Origin of the sequence: Crocosphaera sp., from assembly GCF_030064895.1 — a bacterium.
Classification (GTDB): Bacteria; Cyanobacteriota; Cyanobacteriia; order Cyanobacteriales; family Microcystaceae; genus Crocosphaera.
Genome location: NZ_JASJEB010000115.1, coordinates 39,395 through 49,599 on the forward strand (window position 1 = coordinate 39,395; position 10,205 = coordinate 49,599).

The 10,205-nt window shown below is 33.7% G+C and carries 7 protein-coding genes; 3 read left to right on the forward strand and 4 right to left on the reverse strand.

The window, feature by feature from the left end; translation table 11 throughout:
* Positions 1 to 33: 33 nt before the first annotated feature.
* The 3 genes from hpsO to hpsL are packed head-to-tail and all read right to left on the reverse strand — an operon-like array spanning position 34 to position 4,038.
* Positions 34 to 1,209, reverse strand: coding sequence for a hormogonium polysaccharide biosynthesis glycosyltransferase HpsO (gene hpsO / locus QNJ66_RS21830; protein ID WP_300510736.1), 1,176 nt, complete (start codon positions 1,207 to 1,209; stop codon positions 34 to 36).
* A 29-nt stretch (positions 1,210 to 1,238) separates the two neighbouring features.
* A complete protein-coding gene (gene hpsN, locus QNJ66_RS21835; RefSeq protein ID WP_300510738.1) occupies positions 1,239 to 2,273 on the reverse strand; it encodes a hormogonium polysaccharide biosynthesis glycosyltransferase HpsN in 1,035 nt (344 codons plus the stop codon).
* Between the two features lie 19 nt (positions 2,274 to 2,292).
* Positions 2,293 to 4,038: a hormogonium polysaccharide biosynthesis protein HpsL gene (gene hpsL, locus QNJ66_RS21840; protein WP_300510740.1), complete on the reverse strand. Its 1,746-nt coding sequence runs from the start codon at positions 4,036 to 4,038 to the stop codon at positions 2,293 to 2,295.
* A 161-nt stretch (positions 4,039 to 4,199) separates the two neighbouring features.
* Here hpsL and QNJ66_RS21845 point away from each other — a divergent pair, with 161 nt between their 5' ends.
* A complete protein-coding gene (locus tag QNJ66_RS21845) occupies positions 4,200 to 5,999 on the forward strand; it encodes an SLC13 family permease (protein ID WP_300510742.1) in 1,800 nt (599 codons plus the stop codon).
* 129 nt (positions 6,000 to 6,128) lie between these two features.
* Here the strand turns inward: QNJ66_RS21845 and QNJ66_RS21850 are convergent, their stop codons facing one another.
* Complete coding sequence (locus QNJ66_RS21850; RefSeq protein ID WP_300510745.1) at positions 6,129 to 6,494, reverse strand: hypothetical protein; 366 nt, start codon at positions 6,492 to 6,494, stop codon at positions 6,129 to 6,131.
* Positions 6,495 to 6,774: 280 nt separating this feature from the next.
* On the opposite strand from QNJ66_RS21850, the gene cimA reads away from it, so the two are divergent.
* Both cimA and QNJ66_RS21860 read left to right on the forward strand, forming a co-directional pair.
* On the forward strand, positions 6,775 to 8,403 hold the full coding sequence (gene cimA / locus QNJ66_RS21855) for a citramalate synthase (RefSeq protein ID WP_300510747.1): 1,629 nt from the start codon (positions 6,775 to 6,777) through the stop codon (positions 8,401 to 8,403).
* Positions 8,404 to 8,467: 64 nt separating this feature from the next.
* Positions 8,468 to 10,205 (forward strand): hypothetical protein (locus QNJ66_RS21860; protein WP_300510749.1); only part of this gene is annotated, 1,738 nt, incomplete at its 3' end.

Sequence of the window (10,205 nt, forward strand, 5' to 3'; positions counted from 1 at the left end):
AACAAATAATAGTGTAGCAGATTTTTGTTTTATTTAGGTGATTTTAGCAAGGCTTTCATAAAAACTGAGTGATTTTTGTGCTAGGGCTTTATTTGTATAATAATTTAAAATTCTTTTATAGCCTTTTTCCGACAATTCACCAGCTAACTTTTTATTTAACATTAATCGAGTTAAACAATTTTGTAAAGCGTGATCATCTCCTTCAGGAAATATCAAACCGGCCTTTCCAATAACATTAGGAATTTCCCCAGAATTTGAACCAATCACAGGAACTTTACAAGCCATTGCTTCGATTAAAACATGACCAAACTGTTCTTTCCAACCCACAGCAGTTAAGGTTTTGAACTTATAAGTTGTTTCTGAAGGTAAGACTAAAACATTCATTAAGTTAATATATTTAGCAACTTGATCGTGAGCAACACTTTCCACAATTATTATTTGCTTGTTAATGCCATTTTTTTGACCTTCTTGAATAATTTTTTCTTTCAGTTCTCCTCTTCCTAATAAAAGAAATTTCCATTTTTTTTCTGGTAAAGATTGAATAGCTTTTAATAAAGTTAAAACACCTTTTTCTTCCACAAATCTTCCTACAAAACCAATGACAAAATCTTCTTCTTTAATACCTAATTGATGAGATAAATCTGGTTGTTTTTGGGGACAAAATAAGTCTTCATTAACTCCCAATTGTGGCATAACTACGACATCTTGATCATAACCATGATCTCGAAGGATATCGGCTGCATCCTGATTTCCTGCCACTAAACCATCTGTATTACTTAAATTGTATCTTTCTAAATAAGAAACAGGAAATTTCGATTTATAGGGAAGATTCCACCAGGTGAAAAATACATTTTTTGCTTGCAAATTTAACCATTTATTCAGTGTTATTAATTGAGCATAAGCAAAAGATTTAACACCTTGTTCTACCTGGATAATGTGGGGTCTAAAATCATTCAATATTTTAATAATATCACTTCCAAAAGTCAGTAATCCCTGATTATTCTGACTAAAATTGGAGATAGGAACAACTCGAAAATTGCCTTTATTCTGGGGTTTAGTCTCAATAATTTTATTTTGAACTCCTCCAGGTTTCCATTTTTTAGGAACAATAATAGTAACTTCAATATCAGGATGAAGTTTTGCTAAAGTTTCAAATTTTTCACAATTAAGGTCAACAATATAAGTGTGACTAGCAACTAAGATTTTCATGAGCTTTTCGTGTTTTTTATTATTAAAACTTAAGATACAGATTCAAGAGAATTATTAGGTTTTAATTGCTGATTGTAGCTATCATTTTTACTGTATATTTGTCCATCGTCCCAGCGAGATAGAAAGGTAGTTTTAACAGCATCTATAAATCCCAAAATGTAAAAGAAGAAACGTACTATAATCTTAAGAGGAGATCCCCCTTTATTACAAGGAGGGTTCCCCAATACATGGCAGTCAAAAAGTTTTGTGTATAAACGGAATTGTTGTGGCGAATTTAAGTTTTTTAGTGCCATTAAAAAATGGTTGTGATAGAAAGTTATTTGATAGGAAAAAGAACGGGTACTTAGATCGTGACAACCACCAGTTTCTTCCCCTAAGTGAACCAAGTAAGCATCAGGTTCATACCAAATTTTATAACCTGTTTGACGTAAACGTAAACAAAAATCTGATTCTTCTCTAACAGCGTTTCCTCTAAATCTTTCATCGAACCAAATATTATACTTAGTAAAAATTTCTCGTCTAAATGACATATTGCAACCGCGAGTTGAAATAACTTCTTGAGGTTTTGTAGTATGAACTAGATCGATATGATACCAAGCAATACCAGGGTCCATTGCTTCTGGGGGTAATAGTTCTATGGTATAAGGATTTTGAGAATCATTAATTTTTTCAGAATCAGCCAATTTCATTCTATCTAAAACCCTTCCAGCTACCGCTCCAACTTCTAAATTTTGTTGATAAACCTTTGCATGAGTATATAAGTAATTTTTGGGTAGTTCAACATCATCATCGATAAAGATAATAATCTCACCTTGAGAACGACGAACCCCATAATTTCTAGCTGCTGGTAAACTTGCCCAACTAACAGAAAACAACTTTATTTTATCAGTCTTAGCTAGGTTTTCTAGATAAGTTTGAATCTTAGGAGCATGGTTTTCTGTTTGATCAATTACCAAAATTTCCAGATGAGGATAATCCTGTTTAAGAACATCCTCTAAGGTATCTTTTAAAATTTGTTCTCGTCTATAGGTTGGGATAATCAGGGAAATGGAAGGATAAGACATGATTTTTAAGGTTTATAAATTAAATGGCGGATGGTTTTTTTCTATGAATTTTAACACGCTTTTTAAGTGCATCTTCGGCTGCTTTTTGGGCTTTAAGTTTAGCTTGTTCTTCTTTATCTATTACAGGAAGTTTCAAAAGAACTCCAGCAAACAACCAAAAATAAACACAGACTGGATCTGTATCCAGAGGATACCAGTAAGGAAAATAACTAATGATTAATAGAAATACCCAAAAACCAGAGGCAAAGCTTTTTAGACATTCATCTTTTAAACCACGGTATTCTTTGAAGGTTAAAAAACATAAATGACTGACAAAAATCATAAAAGCTATCAAACCAACAGGACCAATTTCAAAGAAAAGTTTAGGATGATAAGTTTCTACGAGAGAAACTTTTCCAAATATTCGGGTTGAGTTGGTAGCTGAACCTAAGCCATGTCCTAAAATACCTCGTTGAGTTCTGAATGCAAAATCAAATTGTTCTTGAATGAATAGGTAAGGGGGAGAGGCATTCCATCGCCCGACAAAACTATCAATTCGCTCTTGAATAAAGTCAGGATTGAAAAAAGAAAATCCTAGAAATAAGACCACAGATAAACCGACAGCAATGGGAATAAATCGTTTAAAATCAGCAATTTTTCCAGTTAAAACTAGCATAATAATTAGCACAGCTGGAACCACAGCTAAGGCCAATCTTTGACCACAAATAACAGCATTAATAAAGACCATGGCCATGCCAACCAAACCACAATTTCTCCAAAAGAATGCAGTATCACTAAAAGCAACCGAAAAACAAATAGCAGCATTTGCCACTAAAAACCACCCCCAGTGCCAAGGAGAAACAAAAGTTCCAGGCATACGTATTTGCCCCTGACTTGGAGAGTATAAAGCAGCACCTCCAACTAAACATTTTGCGTCTAGGTTTGGTTTAAACAATTGTGATCCGCCTAAATGATTTGTGCCTTGACATCTTCCAGTTTTAAACATCCAAAATTGTATCAGTGCCAAGCCACAACAAATAATTGCCAACAACACTAATAAACGGCCTAGAAACAATAACTGTTTTTTATCTTTGACTAAGTAATAACCACAAAAAATTAGAGGGATGTAACCAGCTAAAACTTTTAACCCTAAAAGTCCTTGGGCAAAGGGAATTGACTCTTTACAAGGGGTTACAATGACTCTTCCCTGCGCATTTAAAATAGGTTCTCCATTAGCATCACGCAATAATCTGTCGAACTCGGGAAGAGAATCACAAGTGGGTAAAAATTGCTTGAATCCATTAACTAAAAATAAAGTTAATAAGGCACAAGTAATTAGTAGTATCAAGGTAGTCAGAAGTGGTTTATAGACAATAATGCTTTGTCGTTTGCTTCTACAATACTGCATCAAACCCAAAAGTCCAGGAATATAAAAAGCATCTTTAGAAAGCTGGAATAGGGCATTACCACCACCAATCCAATAGGTTACAGTCCCACTAAATGGCATATAAATTAGAAAAGCCCACAAAGCTGTGCGGGGGTAATTGTAACACATTACAAACAAAGGAATTAGTAACCCCACAGCGCCACCAATTTTAGGACTTACAGTAAAAGTCAGGGGAACACCAACAAGAATGGCAAAGAATAGGGAAAAGCCAATTAACCCCATTAGTTTTCTTCGACTTTCTCTAGCTTTACGTTTTTGTGCGAGTTTATCTTTGATGTCAACAGATGAATTATCTGGTTTCCGTTTTCTTGATTGTCTTTTTCTTAGAGAACGCGTCATTAGATATGCAAAAGTTTCGACTGTCTTTATAAATTATACCCACTTATTTTAAAAATTCTTCTCTTTTTTCTGAGGATTTGAGATCACCTTATTTCGCGTCGAAGGATTACACTGATCTTATGATATGATGGTTAATTCTAAAGAGATTAAATTTTCTTGTTATGTCTATTTCACCCATTATTTTAACCTTAATTATTGTAGTATTAGCTTTAATTAGCTTTGTTTGTGAATTTTTTCCTGTGGATACTACAGCGATTGGCATTACAGTTTTATTGATATTATGTAAATTAGTTACCCCAGAAGAGGGAATTTCTGGATTTAGTAATTCAGCGACCATCACAGTGATGGCTATGTTTATTTTAAGTGCAGGAATTACAAGAACAGGGGGCTTACAAATTGTTAGAGATTTACTGTTTCAATTGGGGGGAAAAAGTTTAAAAAAGCAAATTGCGGCTCTGGGTATTATCGTGGGATTTATCAGTGCTTTTATTAATAATACTGCTGTTGTTGCTGTCTTTTTACCTATCATAGAAGGTTGGGGTAAAAAGCGTCAAATATCTTTATCTAAATTACTAATTCCACTTTCTTATACGGCAATTTTAGGGGGAGTTCTTACTATTATTGGAACTTCTACTAATATTTTAGCTAGTGGTTTATCAGAAAAATTAGGTTATGGGGAATTTAGTATTTTTTTGATAACACCCATTGGCATTCCTGTATTTTTTATTGGCTTAATTTATTTAACTTTTATTGCTCCGAAAATTTTACCCGATCGCAAATCTGTTAATAACAATGGTTTGGATGTTGATTATGAAATGAAAGACTATGTGAGTGAGATTATTATTACTCCTCGTTCTAGTTTAATTGGACAAACTTTAAGAAAAAGTGGCATACAAAGAAAATTTGATGTTGATGTTCTAGAAATCATCCATAATGATATTCATTTTCCTCAACCTTTAGCCGATAAAATTTTATCTTTGGGCGATATTTTATTAGTAAGAGGAAGAAAAGAAGATTTATTACAAATTAGAGATGAAAGGGGGGTGGATATTTTGGCAGATGTACAATTTGATCAAGAAAAAATTGAAGAAGAACTAACTTTTGGAGAGGATAAAGTAGCTGAAGTTTTGATATTATCTAATTCTCGTTTAATTGGTTCTACTCTCAAAGATTTACGCTTTAGACAAAGATATAATGCGACAGTTATTGCTATTCGTCGAGGGGAAGAATTATTACGAGAAAGACTGGGAAAAGTACGCTTAAAATTTGGTGATTTATTGTTAGTACAAGGACCAAGAGAAAGCTTTATTGGATTACAAACAACCAGGGAATTATTGGTATTAGAAGAAAGAGACGTTGAAACTTTAAGACAAAATAAATCTTATATTGCGATCGCTATTGTTTTGGGGGTTGTTATTCTAGCTGCTTTGAAAATTTTACCTATTTTGGTCAGTAGTTTAGTGGGGGTAATGTTGATGATATTTACAGGATGTTTAAAACCAGGAGAAATTTATGGAGCAGTCCGTTGGGATATTATTTTTCTTTTAGCAGGATTAATTCCTTTAGGTATTGCTATGGATACATCAGGAACTAATCAATTAATTGCTGAGTATATTGTCAATTTAGCTTCTTATTTACCTAACTATTTAGTTCTAGTTATTTTCTATTTGTTGACAGCTTTATTAACTGAAATTATCTCTAATAATGCTGCTGTTTTATTGATGTTACCTGTAGCTGCTGAAGTTGCTAAAAATCTCAATCTTAATCCTATCGCTTTCATATTAGCGGTTATGTTTGCTGCTTCCAACAGTTATATAACCCCCATTGGTTATCAAACAAATACAATGGTTTATGGACCAGGAGGTTATCGCTTTTTAGACTTTACCCGTGTAGGACTTCCCCTAACCCTAATGTTTACTTTTATTGTTCCTTTATTAATTATTATTGTTTACGGACTGTGAGTTAATTTATAACCATTTGGTATTCAGCTAAGAGATAAAAAAGCAGCATTTGTATAATTCCAGTTACTTTCTAGAAACATATAAAATAAGCTAATATCTAATACCTGATAGCTGAATACTGACATGAATTTACCTATAATAACGATAGTATTGGGAATTAGGAACAACATGACGATTACGACCACGACCACGACCACGACCACGATAACTTTGGTAGGGATTATAGTTATTATAGTAACCGCAATTGTAACAAGAACCCCGTTGATTTCTTTGAATGACAACTCTTTCTCGGAAGGGATAATTTCCCCTACCTCTATAATAAGAATTACCTCGAGAATAATTATTGCCTATTCTTCTATTTGGGGCAGTAATTGTGCGATGAATTCCAGGACTAGGACTGACACGCGTTCGGCGAGGATAAGCTAAGGTTTCTGTAGCTAAAACACCTAAAGATAGAGTAATTCCTAGAAATAAACTTAATGATTTATTGATCATTGGTCTTGGCCTCAACTCTAATGAGAGAATCTTAATTTTTTTCCTAGATTCTTCTATCTCTATTTTACACCTTTTATTGCTAGGAGTTAAGAAAAAATTTACTCCTATAGCAATCAGGTTTCAGTTGTGAGAAAACCAGAAGGAGGATAAAACGAGTAACTTGTTCAATTATTTTAACCTATCTATAGAAATAATTAATCAGCCCGATCGCTTATCATGAGGTAATCTAGAAAATAGGACAAACTATCTTTCAACTATTTCATCAAACCAAAGTAATTCTATGGGGACTGATAAGCGCATTTGGCTATACGATACCACCCTCAGAGATGGGGCCCAACGGGAAGGAATATCCTTATCCTTAGAAGATAAACTGAAAATTGCCCGTCAACTGGATAAAATGGGTATTCCCTTCATTGAAGGGGGTTGGCCAGGTGCAAACCCCAAAGATGTGCAGTTTTTCTGGAAATTACAAGAAGAACCTCTTACACAAGCAGAAGTTGTGGCCTTTTGTTCCACCCGTCGCCCCAATAAACTAGCAGCAGAAGACCCCCTCTTAAAAGCGATTTTAGCCGCCGGAACCCGTTGGGTGACCATTTTTGGTAAATCTTGGGATTTGCACGTCACAGAAGGGCTTAAAACCACCCTAGAAGAAAATTTAAACATGATTGCCGATACCATTGAATATCTCCGCAGTCAGGGACGGCGTGTAATTTACGATGCAGAACATTGGTTTGATGGTTATCTGAATAACCCTGAATATGCCCTAAAAACACTAAAAACCGCCAAAGAAGCCGGTGCAGAATGGTTAGTGTTATGCGACACCAACGGGGGAACCTTACCCCACGATGTCACCCGTATTGTTAAAGATGTGGTGGTGGCCTTAGACATTCAACCCGACAATGATAGCCCCCAGTTAGGCATTCATACTCATAATGATTCAGGAACCGCCGTAGCCAACGGGTTAGCCGGTGTGGTAGAAGGGGTGAGAATGATCCAGGGAACCATCAACGGTTACGGAGAAAGGTGTGGTAATGCTAACTTATGCACTTTAATTCCTAATTTACAGTTAAAAATGGGTTATCACTGTTTAGCAGAAACCGAGTTAACCCAACTGACAAAAACGAGCCGTTTGATCAGCGAAATGGTTAATTTAGCCCCGAATGATCACGCGCCTTTTGTGGGACGTTCTGCCTTTGCCCATAAGGGAGGTATTCATGTGTCTGCGGTGCAGAAAAATCCTTTAACTTATGAACATATTAAACCAGAAAATATTGGCAATGAAAGGCGCATTGTTATCTCAGAAATGGCGGGTTTAAGTAATGTTTTATCTAAGGCCAAAACCTTCGGGATTGAGTTAAAGAAAGAAGATCCTGCTTGTCGGGAAATTTTGGCAAAAATTAAAGAATTAGAACACAAAGGCTATCAATTTGAAGTAGCAGAAGCGAGTTTTGAGCTATTAATGCGTCAAGCTTTAGGGCAAACAAAAAGCTTTTTTCAGTTACAAGGATTTCAAGTTCATTGTGATATGTTATATGGGGAAGGAATGCCTTACAGTAATGCTTTAGCTACTATTAAAGTAACGGTTAATGGGGAAGATAGATTAGAAGTAGCAGAAGGTAACGGGCCTGTTTCCGCTTTAGATAGTGCATTACGCAAAGCTTTAGTTAATTTTTACCCGGAAATTGCAAAATTTCATCTCACTGATTATAAGGTTAGAATTTTAGATGGAGGTGCCGGAACTTCAGCTAATACTCGGGTTTTAATTGAGTCTAGTAATGGTAATGAACGCTGGACAACTGTTGGGGTTTCTCCTAACATTTTAGAAGCTTCTTATCAAGCAGTGGTAGAAGGTATTGAATACGGTTTATTGTTAAAATCTAATGTTAAAAACATAGTTAATTCACTGTGAATAAAAACATAGATAATATTCTCGATTCAATGGTTCTGATAGCAACATATATCGCTTATGAAACATGAATGATCCTATTGATGAGTTAAGAGAAATCGCTCAAAAATATCAACTACAAGAACCTGAATTTCAGTATCAATGGAAGGAGGGTAAATGGCAGTGTACTTGTGTTATTATTTTTGAAGAGACTATAATAACAAAAACCAAACTTGGACAAAAGAAAAATGAAGCCAGAAGAAAAGCAGTAAATTCTGTTTTACCTATTATTAGGAAACTTGTAACAATAGAAGAAGTTAATCAATCTGACTCATTACAGTCTAGAATCAAACAATGGTTCAAAGATTTTAGGCGAGATTGGAATCAAAAATCTAATATTGAAAATGCTGAAGCTATTGTCAATATATTCGTTGGATTCATCGCACTAATCACAGCGATAAATGCGGCTAGTGTATATATTGATTCCCAAAGCAGACAAGATGAAATTGCCACAAGAAGAGATTTATCAACTTATAAAGATTATGGGGAATATTTGACAACTTATCATGAGATTATTCAACCTAATATCAGTCAATTTTTGAATGATTTTGAGATTAACTATATTAGAATACCAGGTACAGAACATTCACCACAAAAAATTATTAGGTTAGGGAATATTAATGGAGAAAAAGAAGCAATTAAAATCAAAGAAAGTGAAAAAAATAAATCAACTGAATTAAAAATATCTGAGGTAAAAAAATTGTCTATTGAAGAACAAATAAACATAATTAATAGCCAACTTAAGAAAGAATGTCAGGACACAAAGGAGCAAAAAAAATTTTGTTTTAAGATTATTCACAATAGTCTATCTAGCTCAATAGAACTTAAATATTATAATAATATTGAAAATGAAATTGATGAGAAGCAAATGGCTAAAATTGTTACGATTCATTTTGTAAATGATGAAGAACAATGTCAAAAACTACAAAAACCTATTCAAACACCTATTCAAACACAGGAAACTCAGTGTTTTCTTTTATATAAGGAAGCTGACAATTGTTTCTATGATGAACAAACAGGAGGTTATAGAAATAATGAGCAAAGAATAAAGATGATGAGGAAAATGATAAATAAACCAAAAAATAAAGAAGGTTTATATCAATACGAAAGCTGTAAAATACCAAAAAGCAAAGAAGTGAAAACAGAAATAGATCGAATAGAAAAAACTCAGAAAAGATACACTAATGCTTGTAAAGCACTCTTACCATATACAAAAACCAGAACTGGAATCGAAGTTTTTTATTCAGATATATTTCAAGATTATAGAGCAATTCATCTGTTTTATGAATCTTTAGGTTTGGGAATTAAAAATGATTTGATCCAATTTGATACAATTTTTAGTTTATTTACTTATCCTGCACTTTGGGAAGATGATAAGGTAACAGTTTGGGCTTCTTTTGATCCTTTTTTTGAACTAGAGAATTGTTTAAGAAATAATTGGTTTGAAGAGGATAAACCATTATTAGATTTTTCAAGTCACTTTATTCAATTAGGTGCTAATTATCATTATGCTAGAGTTTTTAATAAATATAAAGAACTAAATTGTAGAAGATGGTGGCAATTTTGGAGATTTTTTATATTGCATGAAGGAGACACAAATAAATGTAGAAACTTACGAGAAAAGATACATTTAATAGAACATTTCGCCTTAAACAAGGGGTCTTCTTTTGAGTTATATAATGATCCGAGTATCTCGTTTAAAACAAAAAAACTATTGTCATTTATGAAAAAGAATTCTGCTGAAATTATTATTTTATTTTCAGTTA